Below are 23,041 nucleotides of genomic sequence, written 5' to 3'. Positions count from 1 at the left end.
ATTGTGAAAGGAAATGGGGATGACTCTTTTTCAAGAAGCGATACATCTATTGCAAAAATATTACGGTTATCCAGACTTTCGCGCGGGTCAGAAGCCGATTATTACGTCTTTATTAGAAGGGCGAGATACGTTAGGTATTATGCCGACAGGAGGCGGGAAGTCGATCTGTTATCAGATACCTGCCATGCTTCTGCCCGGCGTTACGCTCGTTATTTCACCACTGATTTCATTGATGAAAGATCAAGTGGATGCGCTCAATCAAGTGGGAATTCCAGCGGCTTTTATCAATTCCAGCTTGTCACAAAGTGAGGTCGAGCAGCGACTGCGAGAAGCGATGATGGGGGAACTGAAGCTGCTCTATATCGCACCAGAGCGGCTGGAATCCATTCGGTTTCGTGAGCGTATGGCTTCACTTAACATTCCGTTTATCGCTGTGGATGAAGCGCACTGTGTTTCACACTGGGGGCATGATTTCCGCCCAAGTTACGTGAATATTGCACCGTTCATCGAGGAGCTTGGGAACCGACCGCTCGTAGCGGCATTTACCGCAACAGCAACAAGTGAAGTAACGGCAGATATTGCGAAGCTGCTGCGTTTGCGTGATCCCGAGATTCATGTCTCCGGATTCGGACGTGAAAATCTAGCGCTCCATGTACTTCGAGGAGAGAACAAACGGGATTATGTGCTTCGTTATGCGAAAGAACATACCCATCAACCTGGTATTATTTATGCAGCTACAAGGCGTGAAGTGGAAGAAGTACAAGCTTTTCTCGCGAAGAATGGAATCTCCGCAGGTAAATACCATGCGGGTTTATCCGATCAAGAACGGATTTCCGCGCAAGATGCGTTTATCTATGATGATATTCGCGTAATGGTCGCAACGAATGCATTCGGTATGGGTATTGATAAGTCTAACGTGCGGTATGTCATCCATTACAATATGCCTAAAAATATGGAAAGTTATTACCAAGAAGCAGGGCGTGCAGGACGTGACGGAGAGCCTAGTGATTGCATGCTTCTATTCTCTGCACAGGACATCATTACGCAGAAGTTTCTTATTGAGCAGGGGACGCAAGCTGAAGATCGTAAGGCGAATGATTACCACAAGCTGCAAACGATGGTTGATTATTGCTATACACCGCAATGTTTGCATACGTACATTCTGGACTATTTTGGCGATGAGAGTGAACATGTGAAGTGTGGTCGCTGCTCTTCCTGTACGGACGATCGGGAGAGTATCGATATAACGGTGGAAGCACAGAAAATCTTCTCCTGTATTCGAAGAATGGGGGAACGCTTTGGTGTTTCACTTGTTGCAGGTGTGCTAAAAGGATCTAGAGCGAAGCGGATTATGGAATATCGCTTCGATAAGCTGCCAACATTCGGTGTACTGAATGGCATGTCGGAAAAAGAAATATCAGACCTTATTAATGTTCTAATTGCAGAAGGCTATTTGGCCTTATCAGAAGGACAGTATCCGACGGTGAAATTAGGATGGCCAGCAGTCGATGTACTGAAGGGTGCTGCACGTGTGCATCAGAAAGTGCGTCGCCCAGAGGTACGTCCAGAAAGTTCCGCTGCAGGCAACATGCTGTTCGAACAGCTTCGCTTACTGCGTCGTGAGATATCGCAGCGCGAGAAAGTACCGCCTTATATTATTTTCAATGATGCGACCTTACGTGAGATGAGTGAAGTATGTCCGACGACTGCTGCAGGATTGCTCGCGATTAAAGGTGTCGGTGAAGCGAAGTTCCGTAGTTACGGTCAGCCATTCCTTGGTTTGTTACGCGAACATGCGCAGGGTGCAGTCGAAGCGGATGCTGGAGATTATTAGATAGAAGAAGTGATAGAAAGAACACAGCAAGGGGCTATTCCTTAGTCGTTAAGACATTTGGAACAGCCCCTTGCTGCATATAAACGACCTATTTAATCTTCCGCTAACACCATACAATGCACCTCGATCATCCCTGATCGCCCACCACGTTCGTACGTATCGGTGATGGTGAAGCCCATGCGTTCATAAGCACGGATAGCACGTGTGTTCCATGTTAATACTTCAAGATCGATTTCATGATCTGGAAAGCGAAGTTTCGCGTCCGCAATGATCGCTGTGAGGAACGAGCGACTAAGACCTTGATCGCATAAGTCAGGGCGCAGCCCAAGACCGAGTCTGGTTACACCGACTATCGGAAAATATTGAACGAATCCACTTATTCTCCCTTCGGCATCTACGGCTGCATGGTATTGCGATTGCCTGATCGAGGGATCGGCGAACTCCTCTTCATCTTGCACCATCTGTTTCCAAGAAGGCCAGTTATAACAAGAGTAGGGCGCAGGGTAGCGCCACGTACATATTTGCTGACCATGTTCCTCTGTGAAAGGAAAGAGTTCAAAGTTCATGATAGGCTGATTATGCTGCAACATCTCGTTTTGTAAACATCAACCATGCAATGATGTGGAATACGACAAAATAGATGGCAAGCATGATGAGTGAGAATGACAACGTCATCTCTGATCGAATTGGTACACCACCGAAGTAGACTGTCAAATCAGTATTGGCGAACAATAAATATTTGGACCAAGCATATTTACTGAACACGGCCACAATCGTATTCCCTACGAACATGCCGACGAGTGAAAGAGCAATCGCCATGGATGCACTTCGGAAAGCAGAAGAGATCATGAAAGCGAAAGTTACATACATGAGGGTTTTTACAAGAGAGAATCCATATGTTTTCAATACACTTAGAACCATTAAACGCTCATGAATTTGCCCATCAGACCCTACATAAATTTCGGGATTACTAAAGCCGGTAAATCCGTGAAGCACCGCACCGATAATAAAGGATACGACGAACGTAACGACGGTCAAGAATAATGCAAACAACAGCGTTGCCGTATATTTACTGGCTAAGACACGGACCCGAGATGCAGGGCGAATAAGTAGTAATTTAATTGTTCCCCACGTGAATTCTGCGGCAATCATATCAGCCGCAACAACGATGGTGAAGATCGAAACCAGTTCAATAATCATCGATAATTCCTTCATTGATGACCAAAGCGTACTTTCGTAGGGGTTGATGTTATTTTGGAGCTGGTATTCTCCGATCTTAATCTCATTTTGCACATGCTTTACAGCCGGTTCAGGTAAACCGGAAAAATTAGCGGATTTCATTTCTTCAATTTGCTTCGTTAATTGTGGCTTCCAATCGGTATTGGTTACTTCCTTTGGTCCGGTTAAATGCGCTAACACAGTAAAAAGGACTAGGGCTAACACAATAAAGGCTGTCATAATCCAGTTACGTGGACGGCGGTATATTTTCATATTTTCATTCTGAACGAGTGGGAAAAAGTTAGACAATTTGCTCACCTCCTGTAATTTCGAGGAACTGATCTTCTAGGGACTTCGTTTTGGACGAAATGCTATAAATGTTGACTCCGGCTTGAACGAGCACCTTTAGGATGTTAGGGATATTTTCACGTTCAAGTGGAAGAGAGATCCCTTTTCCATCAAGAACTGAAATTTCGCCGGTATCGATTTGACCTGATAAAGCCTGAATCGCAGCTGACGGGTTATCCAGCTCGAATACGACTTGCTGCGTCGCTGCAGCATCGGAACCATTTGTATGCAAGGGACGAATATCAATCAGCTTACCTGTCTGAATGATTGCGACACGGTCACACATGAGCTCCATTTCAGATAGTAAGTGAGAAGATACGACAACAGAGATACCTTCTTCTTGCGTCAATTTGCGTAAGTAATCCCTTAGTTCACGAATCCCTGCTGGATCGAGACCATTGGTTGGTTCATCGAGAATAAGTAACTTTGGCTTGTGAAGAATCGCTTGTGCCACACCTAGACGCTGTCTCATACCGAGGGAATAGCGTTTTACTTTTTCGTGAATCCGGTTTTGAAGTCCAACGAGTTTAATCACTTCGTCAATACGCTCTTTGGTAACGCCTTTGTTCATACGAGCATAGTGAATGAGGTTCTGGTACCCCGTAAGGAACTTATACATTTCTGGATTTTCAACAATCGCTCCGACTTGGGTCATCGCTTGCTCGAAATTTTTCGTTACAGACATTCCGTTTACGAAAACTTCGCCTTCTGTCATAGCCATTAGGCCGACAATCATCCGGATCGTAGTCGTTTTACCGGCACCATTGGGTCCTAGGAAACCGAATACTTCTCCTTTCGGCACATCAAATGTGAGATGATCCACAATTGTGCGATTGCCAATTTTTTTCGTAACATTGCGTAATTGCAATATGGTTTGGTCGCTCATAGCTAACCTCCTATGTATTTGTAAGTTTTAATTATGCGTACGTATATTCACTTGGTCTAGTATATAGCACACTTCTGTCCACTATATACGTACTTCAGGTGGGTTGGTTACTAGACTTTGGTCGAGGTTGGTAAAAATCTTATTTATTTTGTCCCATTATCCATAAGAAAAGGTGTCCTTGTGGCTATTTCTTTAACCATCGGACACCTTTGTGGATTTTGTTATCAGATTAGGTCGCAACGTCTCTTTTTGCAAACAATAACCACGAAATGATGTGGAAGACGACGAAATAGATGGCAAGTACGAAGAGTGAGAATGCCAAGGTCATCTCTGGTCGGAATGGTGTACCACCGAAGTATACGGATAGGTCTGAATTTGCGAACAAGATATATTTGGACCATGTATACTGTCTGAAGAAGGATACCATCGGCCCGCCTGCCAATAGACCAATAAGAGATAGGGCAATCGCCATGGAAGAACTCCGGAAAGCAGAGGAGATCATGAAAGCGAAAGTAACGTACATTATGAGAGAAACAAGTAAGAATCCGTATGTTTTAAGCACACTAAGCATGCTTGAGCCTTCATGAACAATTCCATCCGCGCCTATATAAACTTCTGGTGTGTTGAAATCACTAAAGCCATTCATCACACCGCCGATGATAAAGGAAACAATAAAGGCTACTACCGTTAAGAATAAGGCGAACAGTAAGGATGCTGTGAATTTACTTGCCAAAATGCGGACCCTGGACGCAGGACGGATGAGTAATAATTTGATCGTGCCCCAAGTGAACTCTGCTGCAAGCATATCTGCTGCTACAACGATCGTAAAAATGATGACGAGGTTAATTAATGGTGATAGCCCTTTAACTGTCCCCCATAACGTTTTTCCTTCAGGCTTGATGTTATGTTCCAATTGATACTGGCCAATTTTGATTTTGTCATTCAATCTCCCGATCATGAAATCCGTGAGTTCCTCTGGTTTTTGCAAGTCCGCCTGATAGTTTGCAATCGATTGACTAACTTGTTGCTTCCAGTCCATATTGGCGACTTCTTTTGGTGTATTTATATTCATTAATACCGTGACCAAGATGAGTGCAAGTACAATAAAGCCGGTCATGATCCAAGTACGCGGACGACGGTATATTTTCATATTTTCATTTTGAACGAGCGGGAAAAAGTTAGACAACTTGCTCACCTCCAGTAATTTCAAGGAATTGATCTTCGAGAGACTTCGTTTGGGATGAAGTTCCGTAGATGTTGATTCCAGCTTGCACGAATGTAGCTAGAACACGAGGAATCTGTTCACGTTCAAGCGGAAGTGAGATTCCTTTTTGATCGATGACTGTGATTTTGCTGGCATCTATTTGACCTAGAAGGGCTTGAATAGCAGCAACAGGATCATCCAATTCAAAAAGAACTTGCTGTTCAGAGGTTGCATCCTCATTAGTATGTAAAGAACGAACGTCGATGAGTTTACCCGCTTGAATGATCGCCACGCGATCACACATCAGCTCCATCTCTGATAACAAGTGAGAAGATACAACAACGGATATGCCTTCTTCTTGTGTCAGTCTGCGTAGGTAATCTCTAAGCTCTCGAATCCCTGCTGGATCTAAACCATTGGTTGGTTCATCGAGAATAAGTAATTTCGGCTTGTGAAGAATGGCTTGAGCGACACCCAGACGTTGTCTCATGCCGAGTGAGTAGCGTTTTACCTTTTCATGAATCCGATTTTGCAGTCCAACTAGTTGTATAACTTCATCAATACGTTCTTTCGTAACGCCTTTGTTCATACGTGCATAGTGGACGAGGTTTTGGTAACCAGTAAGGAATTTATACATTTCTGGATTTTCAACAATCGCTCCGACCTGCGTCATCGCTTGCTCGAAATTTTTCGTGATAGACAATCCGTTAATGATCACTTCACCTTGTGACATCCCCATTAAACCAACGATCATACGGATTGTAGTCGTTTTACCGGCACCGTTGGGTCCAAGAAAACCGAATACTTCTCCTTTGGGTACATCAAGTGTGAGATGATCGACAAGTGTGCGGCTTCCTATTTTTTTCGTTACATTGCGTAATTGTAGAATGGTTTGATCGCTCATAGCTATCCTCCTAATCATATTGGAACACGTTCTGATGTAATTTACTTGGTTTAGTATAAAGGAAGCTTTTGAGGGCTTCATACGTACTTGGGGTGGGTTGACGGCTAGACTTTGGTCGAGGGCGATGTAATATCCGATTAAATCTGTTAAATTATAGGGTTTTATGGAGGTAGGCACGGTGCTATAATGAAAATTAATTCATGATTCTAACAATTGATAATAAGCGCGTACAGCGATTTTATGAGAAAATGGGGGGAAAGAAGGACGACTGGCTCGTCTTTTCGATTGATCCGTGGAATGAAAATCGCATTGTTCGATGAAGGAGAGAGGATAACATGTCAGCAGTTGTGAGCCAAGCATGGTTAAATGAACGTTTAGGAGACGATAAGTACATTATTATCGATTGCAGATTTCAATTGGGCCAAGGAAATGCTGAAGTAGGTCGGAAAGCTTACGAGCAAGATCATATTCCAGGTGCCTTTTATCTAGATTTGGAAAAAGATTTATCTGGAGCGGTGAGAGAACATGGAGGCAGACATCCATTACCTGATTTGGGTGGATTCTCGCTTTGCGTAGGCGATCTAGGTGTAGATTCGACACGTACCGTTATTGCTTATGATGATCAAGGTGGGGCGATGGCATCTCGCTTGTGGTGGATGTTACGATTCTTGAACCATCAAGAAGTTTACGTATTAGATGGCGGATACTCCGCATGGAAAGCGGCTGAATATCCAGTGACAAGTGAAATTCCTGCTGCGGAGAAGCGTGTCTTCTCACCAAGAGTGCAACGTCAAATGCTGGCTTCGATGGAAGAAGTGCGTGATCAGTTAGGAAGCAGCAGCAAAGTGCTCATCGACTCTCGTGAAGCGGTGCGGTATGTGGGTGAGCAAGAGCCAATTGATCCCCGTGCTGGTCACATTCCAGGTGCTAAGAACTTTTTCTGGAAAGATGCACTTGACCAAGATGGCAAATGGCTAAGTCCAGGGCAGCAGCGGGAGCGCTTTGCTTCTCTTCCTATGGATAAAGAGATTATTGTGTACTGCGGATCAGGTGTAACGGCTTGTCCCAATGTGCTTTCTCTATATGAAGCGGGTTATGAACAAGTGAAGTTATATGCGGGTTCTTGGAGCGATTGGATTAGTTATGAGGACAATCCGATTGCGACGGGGGAATAGTAAGAGGCGAGAAGCCTCGTCGGACGCGGGTTTGGGGGCTGTGACAGGTGGTGAGAAAGTAACCTGTTGCGGCCCTCTTTTGGCTTTTCTGTCAACAGCTTGCAAACATAAAGTCGAAAAAGGCAGTTGCGGGTATGCTTTAAACAAACATCTTGCGTTTATGGAAAATTTTTTATAATATATAATGAACAAGTGTTTACTTATGGCTCAGGTTTTGAAAAAGGAATTGAGGCAAGCGGTTATCAAGAGTGCTCAAGTTGAGTTTTCTCAATTCGGATATGCGGGGGCATCTATGAATAGAATCTATGCATTTAGCGGATTACAGCAATAAGGGCGGGGAGGGTTTGAAGCCGCAAGTCGCGTGGCCTGTTTATTTCTACAAGGATATTTTGAGATTATTAGGCTCCATGAAGGAACCGAAGATTGCAAAAGAATGGTTCGCCAATATGTGATAGTTTGGTTTCAAGGTCTGCAAGCTATTTTTTAAAAAGGATTACGATTTTTTTGCTTCAATAATGAATTTAAGTTTATTTATGGAGGGTGTAAATGAATAAGTCTATTCGTCAACACCAGACAAAAGACGGATTTATCTTAGAGTACAGCATTGTCGGCCAAGGAGAACCGGTTTTGGTTCTGCACGGGGGCCATTCGAGTTGCTATGGAGAATTAGGCAGCAACGAACTCGCGGCTCGTCACTTCTCTGTCATTACTCCTTCAAGGCCAGGTTACGGCAGAACATCCAAGGAACTTGGAGAATCGCTTATTGTCGCATGTGATTCATATATCGAGCTGCTTGATGAGTTGCAAATTCCCCAGGTCAATGTTATTGCGATGTCCGCCGGAGGCCCGAGCGGAATTCATTTGGCATACAGATTTCCACATCGAGTAAGAAGCCTTGTCTTGCAATCCGCCGTAACCCAATGCTGGTTAAGTCCAGATGACAAGCTGTATAAATTTGCTCAATTCTTGTTTCGGCCTCCTTTAGAAAAATACGTTTGGGCCATGATTCGACTTTTGAATAAGCTATTTCCGTCCTTTCTGTTTAGAAATATGATTCCCTCTTTTAGCAAACTGCCGAAGGAGAAGGTATTACCGCAAATCAATGATGCCGATCGTAGGAAATTTAAAAGCATTATAGCTCAACAGCGGTCAGGACACGGCTTTTTGATAGATTTGGTTCATACCGGTAAAGATGCGACTTCAGCGCTTGCTGCCATCAAGTGCCCTACTCTAATTATGCATAGTATTCATGATGCATCCGTAAGTGTGGATCATGCTCGGCATGCTGGTCGACTAATACCGAACTCCCGACTTTGCGAGCTTGACTTATGGGGACACCTGATTTGGCTTGGAACAGGTGCCGATGAAATGAATCGACAGTTGTTTTCGTTCCTTGAGGCTGCAAACGATCATCAACAGTCCGCAAACAGCTGAGTCTTGATCGAACCACAACCCAACCACCCTTCCGGGTGCTACCTTGCTTCACTTGGCCTTTTGTTGGCGATCCGTTTGGAAAAAGATTTATCTGGAGCGGTGAGAGAACATGGAGGCAGACATCCATTACCTGATTTGGGTGGATTCTCGCTTTGCGTAGGCGATCTAGGTGTAGATTCGACACGTACCGTTATTGCTTATGATGATCAAGGTGGGGCGATGGCATCTCGCTTGTGGTGGATGTTACGATTCTTGAATCATCAAGAAGTTTACGTATTAGATGGCGGGTACTCGGCATGGAAAGCGGCTGAATATCCAGTGACAAGTGAAATTCCTGCTGCGGAGAAGCGTATTTTCTCACCAAGAGTGCAGCGTCAAATGCTGGCTTCGATGGAAGAAGTACGCGATCAGCTAGGAAGCAGCAGCAAAGTGCTTATCGACTCCCGTGAAGCGGTGCGGTATGCGGGTGAGCAAGAGCCAATTGATTCCCGCGCTGGTCACATTCCAGGAGCTAAGAACTTGTTCTGGAAAGATGCACTGAATCAAGACGGCAAATGGCTAAGTCCAGGGCAGCAGCGTGAGCGTTTTGCTTCTCTTCCTATGGATAAAGAGATTATTGTGTACTGCGGATCAGGTGTAACGGCTTGTCCAAATGTGCTTTCTCTATATGAAGCGGGTTATGAACAAGTGAAGTTGTATGCGGGTTCTTGGAGTGATTGGATTTCGTATAGCGAGAATCCGATTGCAACAGGAGAAGAATAAGAGCCGAGAGGCCGCGTCGGACGCGGGTTTGGGGGCTGTGACAGGTTACTGGATGGTTCCTGTCACAGTCCTTTTGCGTCTTCAGCGCAAACGGCTTGCCAACACGAACTCGCTGAAAATCTCAATAAACATGAAGATATTGACATTATATTTCATTACTGTTATATTACACATGTGAAATATTAATTGTGGGGGGTCTCTCCATGAATCAACTTTCCAATGTTGAATTTATGCTGTTGCAAGTTATCGCCGAATGCAATCAAGCGTCGGGTTACGATATCAATAAGTTAATCGATCAGCGCGGCTATCGGGAATGGGCGAATATCGGCACGACTTCGATTTACGCAGGACTGAAGAAATTGAACGATAAAGGATTGATCGAGTCCGAGGGTTCCGGCGAGAAATCCGGCAAGGGACCTATGCCGATCCGATTTGCCATGACGGAAGACGGTATCACAACACTGAGAAATGAAATTATCGCCGGCCTGTCCTCTTCGCGAGAACGCGATAATCGATTCGATCTCGGGCTTGCAGCTTTACCTTTTGTCGAGAAGGGCGAAGCCATAGAAGCTTTGCGCAAACGGCTAGATTTTCTTGGGGACGCTTTAATAAATATAAGGCAGAAGTACGAATCGCAAGGCGGCGTTCGATTGCCGCTGTACGTAAGGGCACTTTTCCTTCATCCGATGAGTCTTATTGAGAGTGAGCAAGCGTTTGTCGCCAATCTAATCAACGAATTGTTGGAGGAGATGAAATAACATGGCTGCAATCATTGAAGGTTTCGTTCCTTATCAGGGCGAACATTGCGAGACGACGACGATGGGCAATTTGCTTCAATTTGCGGGTGTCCAGCTTTCGGAACCCATGTTATTCGGACTCGGGCAAGGCTTGGGATTCATTTATTGGGATTCGAAGGGGATGGACTTTCCTTTTATTGGGGGGAGGGTGAAGCCTGATGAACTGTCTGCTTGCATAGCATCCCGGCTCAATTTGAATATCAGGGTGCAAGAAACCTCGTCTGTCACAAAAGCATGGCAGAACGTAAAGAGCTACATCGAACACGGCATTCCAGTGGGACTTAAACTGGACTCTTATTATTTGGATTATTTCACAAACAAAGTGCACTTTGCCGCCCATTATGCGGTGATCTATGGGATAGATGACGAATTCGCCTACATGGCGGATACGAAACAGCAGGGCGGACTGGTTAAGACGCGTGTGGATCATTTGGCCATGGCCCGCAATGCAAAGGGGCCGATGAGCTCCCGAAATCGTTCCTTCTCGATAGAGTCGGTTGACGCCCTTCCGCCGCTTGTACCTGCTATTCGAGCGTCCTTAACCCAGAATGCGCATGACTATTTGAATCCGCCCATTCGAAATATCGGGAATAAAGGGATTATGAAAATGAGCAGCGAAATTCTGAAGTGGCCTGAGCGCAGCAAAAATTTTGAGCATGATCTATGTTTAACTGCGTTGTTAATGGAAAGAGCGGGAACCGGTGGTGCTTTGTTTCGAAATCTATATCGGGATTTTCTAAAAGAATGCGTGGATCTGTTTGGAGATCCAAAAGTAGAACAAGCATATTGGTTGTTTACGAAAATAGCTCCAATGTGGATAAGCGTTTCTTCTTTGATCGACCATGCAGGAAGAACGGGAAGCTACCAGGAGCTAAACCAGGTTTCCAAGCTTTTGCTCGAGATTGCTGATAAAGAACGAGCAGCTATGGAATTATTGTTGTAATTTCTTAGCGTAGTAATTAACCGGTTTGCAAACAACCGCCAACAGGCTGCAAACAAGAATGTTGTAGCCCGTCCACAACCCAGACCCATCCACCCTCTGGGTGCAACCTTGCTTCGCTTGGCCATTTGTTGGCGGTTCGTTCGGCTTGACCCAGCCACAGGGGTATACTTCGCCTTGGCTCAAACCGCATTGTTTCGTCAGCCCCGTCGTCCACGGGCTTCTGGCATGCTATGGGCTCCCAAGCGTAGCCAAGGGGGATCGTTGCACATGGGCGCTGGCTATTCTCCGAAGCATTCCCACCGCGCTGATCGGAACCCCTACTTTTTTGTTTCGGAACCCTCCGAACATCGAGGTTCTTGGGGGGATAAGAGTTGGAGCGATTGGATCAGTTACGAGGACAATCCGATTGCGACGGGGCAAGAGTAAGAGGCGATAAGCTGTGTTGAGGGGCTGTGACAGGTTGGAGTAAGTGACCTGCTGCGGTCCTTATCTATTTAACAACTTGCAGTATAGTGTTCGAAAATTTTGTTATTGACAAAATATAGAAATGTATCCTATCCTAACGTTAATTGACTGATTAAATCAATCAAAAGGAGATTAGGGATATGGCACAAGCGATGAAAGAGGACTATATTGATTTTTTTACCCGTTCAACCGTTACTTCCAAGGATGGAACCACAATCAGCTATCGAAGCGTAGGGAAGGGTCCCAGTCTTATCGTCGTACCGGGTGCGCTGACAACTTCGGAACAATTCACACAATTGGCTTATGAGCTATCCGATTCATTCACTGTCCATATCCTAGACCGTCGTGGTCGCGGTGGTAGTGGACCGCAGGGTCCAGAATACTCCATTACCAAGGAATGTGAAGATATCATGGCGGTACAAGTAGCTACTGGAGCTTACTTTATATTTGGCCATAGTTATGGTGGTCTTGCAGTTTTGGAGACTGCTTGGGCGAACCAGAATTTTGCCAAAATAGCACTTTACGAGCCTGGAGTTGTGATTCATTCGGAACCAGCCCATTGGAAGTGGATATCCGAATATGAGGAAGACATGAGCAAGAAAAACTTTCGAGGGGCATTTACTACATTTGTACAGGGAGCGAGCCAAACCTTTTTATCTCGCGTGCCTAAATGGTTTGCAGATTTCAACTTGCGTATCGGCATACGTGGCGAGCACTGGAATCGGATTGAGCAGCTACTACCCGAAAACTTGAATGAACATAAAGAAGTGCAGCGTCTGGCGACCACGTATCGTAAGTACGAGGTGATTCAAGCGGATGTACTCTTAATATCGGGAAATAAAAGCCCAGAACCTACGCATCAAATGATTCATGAATTGAATCAGACGATAAAGCAATCACAAATGTTATCGATTCCGAAATTACATCACTTATCTCCTGAAAATGGGTATTCACCTATTCAAGTGGCGCAGCCTGTTAAGTCATTTTTCCTTGGCAAAAATAAAAAAGGGGAGTGAACCATTTTGTCCCCATTAAATGGAGAACAATTGCACAAAATTCGCGATGAGCGTAGAGAACAAATTATTCAAGCAGCGATTAAAGTCTTTGCGAGACGGGGTATCATTGGAACCAAGATGAGCATGATTGCAGCCGAAGCGGGAATCAGTCACGGTCTTATTTACCATTATTTTAAAACGAAAGACGAACTGTTCACCATGCTTATTGAAGGGGCTATACAAACATCAATTTCTTCAATTGAAGGTCTGTATCACATCCCAGGTTCGCCCATAGAAAAGATAAGACTGCTCACGAAACATATTCTGGAAAAAGATAATACACCTTTTTTCATGCTGATCTATCAGGCTAATCATTCGGATGGCGTACCTGAGAAGGTACAGCAACTTATCGAGCAATATCCGTTACAAGCTTATATCGATCGGTTGCTACCTATATTCAGGGATGGACAGCAAGTAGGTGAAATTGTGGAAGGAAATTTGGAGGAGCTGGTAGGTAATTATTTTACAATTCTCTCGGGTATTATGGTATTGGGTGAAGGCTACCGAATTCCTGAGGTTGATTTTGTATTGCGTACAATTACTAAGCCCTGCTAATGAAGAAAGGAGGAGGTTGTGCGCATGTCTCAACAAATGATAGACGTTAAATCTGAATCCCAGTTGCAGGTCCTGCATGAGATCAATGAAATATGCAAAAGACTACATGCACGCTGCTGGCTAAGAGGAGGGTGGGCGATCGATTTTATGCTTGGTCGGATTACTAGGCCGCATGAGGATCTTGATCTCGTCACATGGGCAAGGCATCGGGAGAAACTTGAAAAGGCACTTATGGAAGCAGGATATGAGCGCATCCCCGTGAGTAAGCGGCAAACTGACTTTCGCAAGGGTGACGTGGATATCCAATTTTGTTATTTGACGAGAGATCATAATGGAAGTCTGATTCCGGATGGTTTACCCGAATGGGTATGGAGACCGGATTCTTTGCCCTTAAAGCATTTTAGCCTATATGGAATTTCGATATGTGCGCTAAGCCCTCATCAGCTACTCGAAGAAAAAGTGGTTTACGAGCAGATTGGTCGCACGCCACGTGCTAAGGATATGGAGAGCAAAAAATTACTGCAGAACTTAATTGAACAAAGTATGAAACCCTAAATCGCGCATAACGTAGTAAAAAATGTAACTTTCAGAAAATTATTGCTACTAGCAGCGAAAAGGGGATTATCGATGCAAAATGTAATGACGGACCTTAAACATTTCGACCTGCAACAAGTTTCAGAAGGCATTTATGCTGCCATTGTAAAAGCAAGTTCAGGCGCTGTAGGCAATGCTGGATTCATTGACCTTGGTGAGTCTATTCTCGTATTTGATTCTTTTAACACACAGCAAGCGGCACAAGAACTACGAGATGAGATTCAGAAGTTAACAAGTAAGCCGATCACGCATTTGTTTAACAGCCACTGGCATGGTGATCATGTGCGAGGCAATCAAGTTTTTCATGATGTGACGATTGTTTCTTCAGCAAAAACAGCAAAACTGATGCAAGAGATTCACCCAGCCAGAATCGAGAAACAGCGATCAGACCTAGAAGGATTACGGGGCTACATTCTATCTTTAGAAGTGAAACGTGAACAAACGACGGATGAACAGCAGGTACAGCAATTATCCGATCAGATATCCGCTTTGAGAGAGTTGGAAGTTTCACTCCCGACTTTAGAATTAACTTTACCTACTGAAACTTTTGAATCGACATGGAAACTACAAGGAACAAGCCATAGTGTGGAGTGCTATACCCTTGGTGGCGGCCATACCGCTTGTGATTCCTTCTTATACATACCGGATGCAAAAGTTATTTTTATTGGTGATTTGGTCGCAGTAGATAACCATATGTCCATTATGGATGGAAACATTACCGAGTGGATTTCGATTCTAGAACAGCTTAAGACTTGGGACATTGCGTATATTGTATCTGGTCATGGACCGATTGGTGGGAAGGAATGGATTACGAAAGCAGCCGATTACTTACGTGATTTGCTTGAAGCATCGGAAGGGCTTAAAGCGCAGGGCGTAACGCCGGACCAGCTTGGAAATGTCGAAGTTCCTGCACCTTACAAGAACTGGTCAGCGGCTATGGTTTATACAAACAATATGAAGCACTTACTTAGTAACGTTTAATATACCGAAGTATACAAACCCCATCATCCCCTTCCTAGGTGGATGGTGGGGTATTGTCATGCAGCGAATGTGATCGGATGGGAATGGATTTACTTGCTTCTGGACTTGTCTTTTTTATCTGAGGATCGAGTTGTTGTGTTTTTATTCGCATGTCCCTGTTGTTTAGACATAGTAAATTCCTCCTTCGCTATCTGTTTATGAACCAAGTGTTATTGTTTGTACATCAAAATCATGTTATGCGTGACATAAACAAAACCCCGCATCCTCCTATACAAGTGGATTGCGGGGTTTCGCTATGAAATGCTTGAACTTATGTTGATTTACTCAACAGCAGCTAGCGTCTTATATGCACTATCATCAAGCACGCGACGTGCTGTGACATAACGGGTCGCATAATAAGACTCGCTTAGCTTGTTCTTGACGACGCCTGCATTCGTTGCCGAATGAATAAATTCACCGTCTCCTAGATAAATACCGACGTGAGAGATCGTACGGCCACCACCTGTTGCGAAGAACACAAGGTCGCCAGGACGGAGATCACCTTTACTCACTTTCTCACCCTCACCGCTTTGCCCTCCAGAGCTGTGCGGCAAATCGATGTCGAATTGGTTAAATACATAACTTGTGAACCCGGAACAATCGAAACCTTTTGTTGTCGTTCCAGCCCATTTGTAAGGCGTACCTACCAATGATTCGACGGACTTCTCAAGTGATGTCGCTGCGAAAGCGTTACCAGTTGAGAAGCTTAAAACAAAAACTAGGCTTAATACTAGAGCTACATACTTCTTCACTTACGTATTGCCCCTTCCTCTGCCTACGAGGTTAGCTAAGGGTTCGGTTGAAGGTTCCCTATGATCACTCAAATGCGAGATCAATTCACCCAAAGAATGGTTCCCCCGTTTCTCTAAAAAGAGAATTCGGCTGTTCTGATTTTTTTCGACTTTATTAAATTCGCCATCATTTGTGATTATCCTGCCGAAAAAACAAATTATTTAAAATAATTGTTTATTTTAAAGATCAGTCTAAAGATAATAGGTTGTACAGTTTACTTATTCCACATCTTCTTATTCCATTGGCTAAATCTTTGTGGTACGTTTTCTATCATTCTAACACTTCTTATTATTCTTGAAATCGGACAGAAGGTGTGATTGAGAGCATTTTGCTAGAATCCGCGAGGGGCTAGACAGGAAGTGGAAATAGTCTATCGAAGGTAAAAATAGTGAACTTACTACGAAATGAAAGTTGCAGATGACAAACAAAAAACAATCGATAGTAGAGCATAAGCTCTTCCTCGATTGTTATTTTAGTTTATAGCGTTACATTTTTCGATGACCAAAGCTCATATTGTGTTGCGATGGACCACACTTTAAGGAACATCTCAATGAAGGGGTAAGCCTGATAAAGCAAGAGTGCAAGAAGTCCTGCCCAGATGTAGGAAGTCGTCATAGCGGCAGCTGCGAATAGGCAAGTGATGAGTAAGAGTATGAATGATAATCCGATGATCTTAGGACTAAGACGCAACCAAGTGAGGATCGAAGAGAATGCTTTTACACGGTGTACGCACCCGAATTGAATATACATGAAACATAAATTGATGAGATAGCCATACAGGAGATACCCCGCGATCCAGGGGAGTATGCCTTGGACGAGTCCGTCATAGCTCGTCGCATGCTGATACACAAATGTGACTTTGGGAAACAACCATAGGAGTGGTGATAACGTTAAGACGACCTGAATCATGTAGTAGAGTAGGAAAGGAGCAGTGAGCTGCTTAATTCCAGCGACGAATCGGTAACCGGAATTAAGCTGCTTATTTACAAGGGAATAATACACGCCTGCGTTTATGATGGGATGGAGTACCATACGGGCGATGAGGAGTGTGCCAATGGTCCATAAATAAGATTGTGGCAGGTCAGTTTTGAATATTTGAAATTGACCTTCCGCATAAAATAAATTTCGTGCGAAGATGCCCTGTTCTGCATCGGGATATCGGTGCAGAATCGGAACGATGATGGAATATACTAGTTTATACAGAATAATTCCCCATACAAGCTGATACAAGAACAAGGTGATGACGACAAACGGCTGCTTCCACGTTGAAATGAGACCATCCTTCATATACCTTAGCATAAATTCCCTCCAAGTTTTTCGTTGATAGAGTCGTATCACCTTAAGAAACGTATCTGCCCTGGTTACCAAGCGATCCAAGAGAAGAGTGTATCAAGGAATTGCGTGATGCCAAGATTCCAACGTGTTTGCCATTTGGAGTCTACGCTTGTCTTTAAGTAATTGTTAATATGTTTATTCTCCAGCACGATCGTAAATCTCGGATCGACCGTGACCCAATCTAGCGGTGAAGTGTGTTGTAATTTAAACTGAGCTTGTGATTCAGCACCATCCCATACGCGATCCACGGTTCTTCCATCTGCAAAATGGAAGCGTATCGGCACGTTGGCAGCAGTTCCGCCACGTTTACGTATAAGGACAGAATTGTCATATAATAATTTACCATTCTGGGTTACTCGTTTTGTCTGAATATCATCGACAGAGTAATCCACCATCAGGGCCCCATAAATAAACTGATTGAAGAAAGATTCCCAAGATTGTTTGGTTACTTCTTCTACGACATTTTGAAAATCATGTGTGGTTGGGTGCTTGAACCGCCAACGTTCAAAGTATGTGCGCATGATGGTACTCATCGTATCAGAGCCAACACGACTTTCAATTTCTTTGAGTACTAACTTCGCACGTGTATAGACATTATCTGCATATTGGCTATGCCCATGGTATTCCCATGCATTTTTCTTAAGAGCTGCTGGGGAGGTGACGTAACTGGCTTCTACAGGAAGATTAGTCGATACGCCGTATTCGCTTTGCATAAGCGCATCTTCAGCATAGGAAGTAAAGCCTTCATCGAGCCAAGCTTCTTCGAACTCATTGGATGCAACCATTCCATAGAAGAATTGGTGTCCAATCTCATGTACGATGACGCGTTCAAGTTCGAAGCCTGGCGACTTATCGGCGGCTCCCCATCCAGTCACAAGCGTCGGATATTCCATCCCACCTGCGCCATTTCCGCCAGGAGGTGGAATGACGATTGAAAGTGTATCGTATGGATAGGTACCGTACCATTCACTATAACGAGTGAGTGCTTTTTTGGCAGCGGCAAAATAGCGGCTTTTCAGCGCCTCATGTGCGGGATCGAGGTACAGTTTTATTTTTAATCCGGGAATATTCTTAGTTGCCAAAGTCTCCTCATAATAACGAAATCGGGGCGAAGCTGCCCAAGCGAAATCATGCACATCATCGGAATAAAAATCATAAGATCTGGTCTTGGATGCCGGATCTTCCTGTGAAGATTTAATAGGAAAACCTGTTGCGGCTACAACATAGCTTGCGGGAACTTTGATTTTAACATTATAAATACCAAAATCTGCATAGAACTCGGAATTGCCATGATACTGGTGCAAGTTCCAACCTTCTTCAGCACGGTCGCGGGTGCCTTCTGTTTCATATACGGCAAGTTTCGGAAACCATTGACCAGCCATGTAGAAATCATCGACATAGCCCATGCGGGCAAAGGCAAATGGCATTTTGACCGTAAAGTCGGTTTTAAGCGTAATACTCTCACCTGGATTAACCGCTTGTGGCAAAGAAATTTTGAGTAGAGTATGATCGTCTGTATTGCCGTCATCGGGCTGCACGAACCACATACGGCCTGTTAAGTCCTGTCCATTTTGTGTTTGCAGCTTATTCAATTTCATGGAGCCAACACTATCTTCCAGCGCTTTATCACCACGGAGTTGACCACCTGATTCGCGCATGAAGGTCGTCTTTTTGGATGCAAAAGCATTTGGATACAAGTGCATGTACAAATGATCGACAGGCTTCATCCCTGGATTTATCCACGTAATGGCTTGCTGTCCACGAAGCTCTTTTGTATCGGGAAGCAGTTCCACATTCATGTGGTACTCCACGACCCGATTGCTGAGGGCTTGTTCGGTCTTGGGTGTGGGATTGGGAATGGGATTGATAGGTAAAGGCTCAACACGAGCCTCTATTCGGGATAAAGCAGGCTCATTTTGGGGCAGGAACAGCTTCGAAGCCACATATACAGTTGAACCTGCGACAACAATAAGCAGAAACCATTGCAACCAACGATTATACATACGATTTTTCATTTCTTCACCCGCCTTACAAGCATCTACAGCATGTATATGTTGGCAAGTCCCATAATATTTCTACAAAAATTTAGGTTTGATAATTGATGTAGGATTCGATATAATGCTTAGAAATCATTGTTCAATCATCTGAGATCGGGAAAGTAGCACATTGTAGAAGGATCAGCGAGCCGGGAAAGTGAGAGCCGGTACGGAAGCATGTTGTGAAGAGGACCCGTGAGATGACAGGCCGAACTTCGTGTAAGGTTTGTCCGGTTTACGCCGTTATCTGTTCCGAGTGGCTTGACGCGCATGTTCTGGCATCATCAAGTCATAAGAGTGGCACCACGGGATCAATCCCCGTCTCTTTACGAGGCGGGGTTTTTTGTATTTTTTGATAAAGAAAAAGGAGGCAATCAAAATGATACTTACACAGACAGCAAAGGCACTTGCGGCATATATTTCGCTACCTGAGGAGGAGATCCGGAGACTCTTGGAAGTACCGCCAAACCCCGAGCTTGGGGATGTGGCACTGCCGTGTTTTCAATTGGCTAAACAATGGAAGAAAAGTCCTGCCATGATCGCGGGGGAACTAGCGCAGACGATTCAGATTGAAGGAATGTCATGCTTTGCAGCAGGTCCTTATTTAAATGTAGTGTTTGATCGGCAGGTTGCAGCTGGACAGTGGTTATCCACCATTCTAGAGCCGACGTTCGGTCGGTCTAATATAGGGCAAGGTAAGCACGTAATTATTGATATGTCAGCGCCTAACATTGCAAAACCAATTGGAATCGGACATTTACGGTCGACGATGATCGGCAATGCACTGTATCAAATATATAAGGCAGTAGGCTATAAGGTTATGAATGTGAATCATATCGGAGATTGGGGGACCCAGTTCGGTAAGCTGCTTGTTGCCTATTTCAAGTGGGTTAATCTTGATGCTGTGAAGGAAAATCCGATTCAGGAGTACTTGCGGTTATACGTACAATTTCATGAAGAGGTAGAGGCACATCCAGAGCTGGAAGATGAAGCACGGGCTTGGTTTCATAAGCTGGAGTCGAAGGACGAGGAAGCGACGGCCCTGTGGCAGGGTTTTGTGAAGGAAAGCTTAACGGAGTTTAATCGGATGTATGAGCGTCTAAATGTGCAGTTTGATTACGTACTTGGCGAAAGTTTTTATAACGATAAAATGCAAGCTGTGGTGGATGAACTCAAAGAAAAGAAATTGCTTGAAGAAAGTGATGGGGCGCTTGTTGTGCGGCTGGATGAAGAGGGGCTGCCACCTTGTATGATTGTGAAATCAGACGGGGCCTCCATTTATGCAACAAGGGATCTAGCGACAGCGATTTATCGGCATGAACAGATGCAAGGTGAGAAGATGCTGTATGTGGTAGGGGGAGAGCAGTCGCTTCATTTTCGTCAAGTCTTTCATGTGCTTAAGAAAATGGGCTACGAGTGGGCGGATGAATGTGTGCATGTTCCGTTTGGTCTCATGAAATTTGAAGGGAAGAAGATGTCCACTCGCAGAGGACGAATCGTGATGCTGGAGGAAGTGTTGGATGAAGCGGTAGGTCAAGCTCGGTCAATTATCGAAGCGAAAAGCGCATCACTGACAGATGAAGGAAAGGCGAAAGTAGCAGAGGCAATCGGAGTTGGCGCCATTATATTTAACGACCTGAAGAATCATCGGATGAACGAAATTAATTTTTCGATGGAAGATGCGCTAAGTTTTGACGGAGAGACAGGTCCTTATATGCAGTACACCTATGCAAGAACGCAAAGCGTTTTGAACAAAGGATATGCGCAAAGCGAGCCACTCGTTCAGGATCATGTAAAAGGGGAGTTTATAACCTCAGACTCGGCTTGGCAGCTTCTCAAAGCTTTAACGCAGTTCCCAGGCATTCTTGAAATGAGCGCTAAGCAGCAAGAACCGTCGATTTTAGCAAAATATATTCTTGTTGTTGGGCAGCTGTTCAATCGGTTCTATCATCAGGAAAGAATGCTCGTAGATAACATCGATGAAAAGCATGCCAAGCTTGCTTTAGTCGAAGCGGCGAGCCGCATAATCGCAAAAGGCCTTCAGTTGCTAGGATTGCAAACGCCTAAGCAGATATAAGGAGCACGTTCCAATGCTTGGTTCAGATTATGTTTAGAATCCTATGATTTAATGAAGTAAAGTAGGAGGGTTGCGTTATGAAGAACATGGATTTATCGCATAATCAGCTAGATGCATTGGAACATGCGCAGGAGCATGGGGGAAAGCTGTTACGTTGGAAAAAGCAGGGGTATTGGACGTATGAGAACGCAATGGAAGAGGAAATAGATTCTGATCAGAAATCATCTCTACCAGAGTGGTATTGTAGGACGACTACCATATTCGCTTTAGTTCGGCGAGGGTATATGAAGATGGATAATTGGGAGAGCTGTACCTTAATAAATGACAAGACAAACCTAGATGCGATATAGAACAAGTAGCTTCGAAAGGTACCGCTGTGGATACATTACTGCTAGAATAGGAAAGAAGCAGTGTAACATAAGGGGAGAGTTAATCTTGAAAGCAATAATCGTCGATGATGAGAATTTGGCTTTGCAGAAAATGACAAAGCTCTTGCAAACCCAAGATGGTTTCAACGTAAATGTGGAGCTGATCGGGGCATATCTATATCCATACGAAGCAGTATCCGCGACCCGTAACGATGCGCCGGATATTGCTTTTCTGGATATTGAGATGCCGGAGATGAGCGGCTTTGAGTTAGCTGACCAACTGCTGGAATTACATCCACAGTTGCAGGTCGTATTTGTCACTGCTCATCAAGATTTTGCCGTGAAGGCCTTCGAGGTCAATGCACTTGACTATCTCCTTAAACCTGTGCATCCTACGAGACTTGCTATGACTATGAATAGGATCGCTCAGTCGAAACAGGTAAACACTGCGGAAAAAAGTCAATCAACGCAATCCCAATTATCGATTTGCTGTCTACGCAGCCTGCATCTTATGAATCAACATCAAGAAATGCAGTCTTTCCCTTGGAAAACATTAAAAGCGCCAGAGTTATTCGCGTATCTGATTCATTACCGCAACAAGACAGTGAGCAAGCAAAGCCTAATGGATCTTCTTTGGCCAGAATATGATTTACATAAAGCAACTGCCCAATTGCATACGGCTATTTATCAAATTCGAAAAATGATGAAGACCTATAACTTAGATATTACAATTAAATATCAAGATGAGGGCTATCGCCTCGTATGGGGAAATGTAAAGCTGGATACGGAACAATGGGAGAACAGTCTAAGACAAGCTCCTCCCGTTACACCCGAGACGCTTGATCAGCATTTGTCGATCATGAATCAATATTCGGGGGATTTTTTAGAGGAGCATGGGTATGCTTGGGCCGAGCATGAGAAGGAACGCACTCGTCTGCTCTGGATCGAGCATGCCAAGCAAATCGCTCAGTGCCGAATGCTGCTTAGACAGCATACGGAAGCGATTACCTTGTATCAGCGTATGGTAGACAAACTGCCTTATAGGGAAGATGGTTATACGGGCTTAATGCAAGTTCATGCCTTACTTCATCATCCCGGTGAGGTGAGAAGGTTGTTTCATCAGCTGTCCGAACAACTTCAGATGGAATATGGTGTGCTGCCGAGCAGAGAGCTAACAGACTGGTTCGGCAATTGGGAAAAAGCGAATTCGTACATAGGTTAAGGGTTGAAGGAGGGTGA

The 23,041-nt window shown here is 44.4% G+C and carries 21 protein-coding genes, 1 riboswitch and 1 other annotated feature; of the genes, 13 read left to right on the top strand and 8 right to left on the bottom strand.

Translation table 11 applies throughout. The features are described 5' to 3' along the window. The first annotated feature begins 19 nt into the window (after window positions 1-19). Complete coding sequence (recQ, locus tag ACSBOP_RS19600) at window positions 20-1,834, top strand: DNA helicase RecQ (RefSeq protein WP_442602161.1); 1,815 nt, start codon at window positions 20-22, stop codon at window positions 1,832-1,834. A gap of 92 nt (window positions 1,835-1,926) precedes the next feature. Here the strand turns inward: recQ and ACSBOP_RS19595 are convergent, their stop codons facing one another. From ACSBOP_RS19595 to ACSBOP_RS19575, 5 genes are all read right to left on the bottom strand, one after another. Then, a complete protein-coding gene (locus ACSBOP_RS19595; protein ID WP_442602160.1) occupies window positions 1,927-2,400 on the bottom strand; it encodes a GNAT family N-acetyltransferase in 474 nt (157 codons plus the stop codon). A 10-nt stretch (window positions 2,401-2,410) separates the two neighbouring features. Next, window positions 2,411-3,370, bottom strand: a complete 960-nt coding sequence (locus tag ACSBOP_RS19590) for an ABC transporter permease (protein WP_442602159.1) — start codon at window positions 3,368-3,370, stop codon at window positions 2,411-2,413. Further along, window positions 3,354-4,286 (bottom strand): ABC transporter ATP-binding protein, encoded by a 933-nt coding sequence (locus ACSBOP_RS19585; RefSeq protein ID WP_442602158.1) that lies wholly within the window; start codon window positions 4,284-4,286, stop codon window positions 3,354-3,356. The genes ACSBOP_RS19590 and ACSBOP_RS19585 overlap by 17 nt, the downstream gene beginning before the upstream one ends. Before the next feature lie 229 nt (window positions 4,287-4,515). After that, on the bottom strand, window positions 4,516-5,472 hold the full coding sequence (locus ACSBOP_RS19580; protein ID WP_442602157.1) for an ABC transporter permease: 957 nt from the start codon (window positions 5,470-5,472) through the stop codon (window positions 4,516-4,518). Beyond that, window positions 5,465-6,394, bottom strand: a complete 930-nt coding sequence (locus ACSBOP_RS19575) for an ABC transporter ATP-binding protein (RefSeq protein ID WP_442602156.1) — start codon at window positions 6,392-6,394, stop codon at window positions 5,465-5,467. Before ACSBOP_RS19575 ends, ACSBOP_RS19580 begins: the two co-directional genes overlap by 8 nt. A 335-nt stretch (window positions 6,395-6,729) precedes the next feature. Between ACSBOP_RS19575 and ACSBOP_RS19570 the strand changes: the two genes are divergently transcribed. The 9 genes from ACSBOP_RS19570 (at window position 6,730) to ACSBOP_RS19530 (ending at window position 15,155) form a co-directional block, all read left to right on the top strand. Then, window positions 6,730-7,569: a sulfurtransferase gene (locus ACSBOP_RS19570; RefSeq protein ID WP_442602155.1), complete on the top strand. Its 840-nt coding sequence runs from the start codon at window positions 6,730-6,732 to the stop codon at window positions 7,567-7,569. A 546-nt stretch (window positions 7,570-8,115) separates the two neighbouring features. Continuing rightward, window positions 8,116-9,003 (top strand): alpha/beta fold hydrolase, encoded by an 888-nt coding sequence (locus ACSBOP_RS19565; protein WP_442602154.1) that lies wholly within the window; start codon window positions 8,116-8,118, stop codon window positions 9,001-9,003. A 75-nt stretch (window positions 9,004-9,078) separates the two neighbouring features. After that, a complete protein-coding gene (locus ACSBOP_RS19560) occupies window positions 9,079-9,765 on the top strand; it encodes a sulfurtransferase (protein ID WP_442602153.1) in 687 nt (228 codons plus the stop codon). 203 nt (window positions 9,766-9,968) lie between these two features. Next, window positions 9,969-10,523, top strand: a complete 555-nt coding sequence (locus tag ACSBOP_RS19555) for a PadR family transcriptional regulator (protein ID WP_442602152.1) — start codon at window positions 9,969-9,971, stop codon at window positions 10,521-10,523. Window position 10,524: 1 nt separating this feature from the next. Beyond that, window positions 10,525-11,505, top strand: coding sequence for a BtrH N-terminal domain-containing protein (locus tag ACSBOP_RS19550; RefSeq protein WP_442602151.1), 981 nt, complete (start codon window positions 10,525-10,527; stop codon window positions 11,503-11,505). 605 nt (window positions 11,506-12,110) lie between these two features. Continuing rightward, window positions 12,111-12,986: an alpha/beta fold hydrolase gene (locus ACSBOP_RS19545; protein WP_442602150.1), complete on the top strand. Its 876-nt coding sequence runs from the start codon at window positions 12,111-12,113 to the stop codon at window positions 12,984-12,986. A gap of 6 nt (window positions 12,987-12,992) precedes the next feature. Further along, the gene (locus tag ACSBOP_RS19540) at window positions 12,993-13,580 is read left to right on the top strand and encodes a TetR/AcrR family transcriptional regulator (protein WP_442602149.1); all 588 of its coding nucleotides are present in this window, start codon (window positions 12,993-12,995) and stop codon (window positions 13,578-13,580) included. Window positions 13,581-13,604: 24 nt separating this feature from the next. Continuing rightward, entirely contained in the window at window positions 13,605-14,135 is a 531-nt protein-coding gene (locus ACSBOP_RS19535; RefSeq protein ID WP_442602148.1) for a nucleotidyltransferase domain-containing protein, read from the top strand. A 72-nt stretch (window positions 14,136-14,207) separates the two neighbouring features. Then, window positions 14,208-15,155: an MBL fold metallo-hydrolase gene (locus tag ACSBOP_RS19530; RefSeq protein ID WP_442602147.1), complete on the top strand. Its 948-nt coding sequence runs from the start codon at window positions 14,208-14,210 to the stop codon at window positions 15,153-15,155. A gap of 320 nt (window positions 15,156-15,475) precedes the next feature. Here the strand turns inward: ACSBOP_RS19530 and ACSBOP_RS19525 are convergent, their stop codons facing one another. The 3 genes from ACSBOP_RS19525 to ACSBOP_RS19515 form a co-directional block, all read right to left on the bottom strand. After that, window positions 15,476-15,946, bottom strand: a complete 471-nt coding sequence (locus ACSBOP_RS19525; protein WP_442602146.1) for a C40 family peptidase — start codon at window positions 15,944-15,946, stop codon at window positions 15,476-15,478. Between the two features lie 5 nt (window positions 15,947-15,951). After that, window positions 15,952-16,088: riboswitch (cyclic di-AMP (ydaO/yuaA leader) on the bottom strand. A gap of 375 nt (window positions 16,089-16,463) precedes the next feature. Then, window positions 16,464-17,285 (bottom strand): hypothetical protein, encoded by an 822-nt coding sequence (locus ACSBOP_RS19520; RefSeq protein WP_442602145.1) that lies wholly within the window; start codon window positions 17,283-17,285, stop codon window positions 16,464-16,466. A 62-nt stretch (window positions 17,286-17,347) separates the two neighbouring features. Then, entirely contained in the window at window positions 17,348-19,336 is a 1,989-nt protein-coding gene (locus ACSBOP_RS19515; protein ID WP_442602144.1) for a M1 family metallopeptidase, read from the bottom strand. 122 nt (window positions 19,337-19,458) lie between these two features. Next, window positions 19,459-19,686: a binding site (T-box leader), on the top strand. Between the two features lie 50 nt (window positions 19,687-19,736). Here ACSBOP_RS19515 and argS point away from each other — a divergent pair. The 3 genes from argS to ACSBOP_RS19500 all read left to right on the top strand — a co-directional run bounded on the left by argS (window position 19,737) and on the right by ACSBOP_RS19500 (window position 23,024). Then, window positions 19,737-21,434, top strand: a complete 1,698-nt coding sequence (argS, locus tag ACSBOP_RS19510; RefSeq protein WP_442602143.1) for an arginine--tRNA ligase — start codon at window positions 19,737-19,739, stop codon at window positions 21,432-21,434. Window positions 21,435-21,511: 77 nt separating this feature from the next. Beyond that, window positions 21,512-21,784: a hypothetical protein gene (locus ACSBOP_RS19505; RefSeq protein WP_442602142.1), complete on the top strand. Its 273-nt coding sequence runs from the start codon at window positions 21,512-21,514 to the stop codon at window positions 21,782-21,784. 85 nt (window positions 21,785-21,869) lie between these two features. Continuing rightward, the gene (locus ACSBOP_RS19500; protein WP_442602141.1) at window positions 21,870-23,024 is read left to right on the top strand and encodes a response regulator; all 1,155 of its coding nucleotides are present in this window, start codon (window positions 21,870-21,872) and stop codon (window positions 23,022-23,024) included. The last annotated feature ends 17 nt before the right edge of the window (window positions 23,025-23,041 follow it).

Source organism: Paenibacillus sp. KN14-4R (genome assembly GCF_052180255.1).
GTDB lineage: Bacteria > Bacillota > Bacilli > Paenibacillales > NBRC-103111 > Paenibacillus_AM.
The sequence above is the reverse complement of the archived record's forward strand: the minus strand, read 5'-3'. Positions and strand labels throughout refer to the sequence as shown.